The organism is Thalassotalea euphylliae (assembly GCF_042682785.1).
Classification (GTDB): domain Bacteria; phylum Pseudomonadota; class Gammaproteobacteria; order Enterobacterales; family Alteromonadaceae; genus Thalassotalea_F; species Thalassotalea_F euphylliae.
This window is the reverse complement of the sequence record NZ_JBHUIB010000011.1, coordinates 1-517: the sequence shown is the minus strand read 5'-3', so window position 1 is coordinate 517 and position 517 is coordinate 1. Positions and strand designations below refer to the sequence as shown.

The window sequence follows — 517 nt, the reverse complement described above, 5'->3', positions numbered from 1 at the left end:
AGAGACAAATCTCGATGCTAATGTATGACTGACATTTTCACGTACTCAATCAACAAGTTGATTGGAGTATGCTTGAATTAGATTGATACAAGATAAGGAGGTCTTGTATCAGGTTGATTATCACTGCGCGACACAGTAATAATCGGTTGAGATAAAATATAAATCTTATCTCGGGATATATATCAGCTTTCCAAATTGTTAAAGAACATGGGTTTTTAAGAAAAAACCAAATGTAAAATCACTCGAGAGTAACCTTAGATTTGGTCTTTCGTTCTATGAAGAAGTAATGGTGGAGCTAAGCAGGATCGAACTGCTGACCTCCTGCGTGCAAGGCAGGCGCTCTCCCAGCTGAGCTATAGCCCCATTCTGGGTCACATGTCGATTAGAACATTGGTAGGTCTGGGCAGACTTGAACTGCCGACCTCACCCTTATCAGGGGTGCGCTCTAACCAGCTGAGCTACAGACCTATTATCGTCCGAAGCTTACATGTTAGGACTTCTTCTTACGTTCGTTATC

Annotated in this window: 2 tRNA genes; both read right to left on the bottom strand. The window is 42.0% G+C overall.

What is annotated here, in order from left to right:
* Positions 1 to 287: 287 nt before the first annotated feature.
* Positions 288 to 363, bottom strand: a tRNA-Ala gene (locus ACFSJY_RS14455).
* Positions 364 to 391: 28 nt separating this feature from the next.
* Positions 392 to 468 (bottom strand) — tRNA-Ile (locus ACFSJY_RS14450).
* Between the last annotated feature and the right edge of the window lie 49 nt (positions 469 to 517).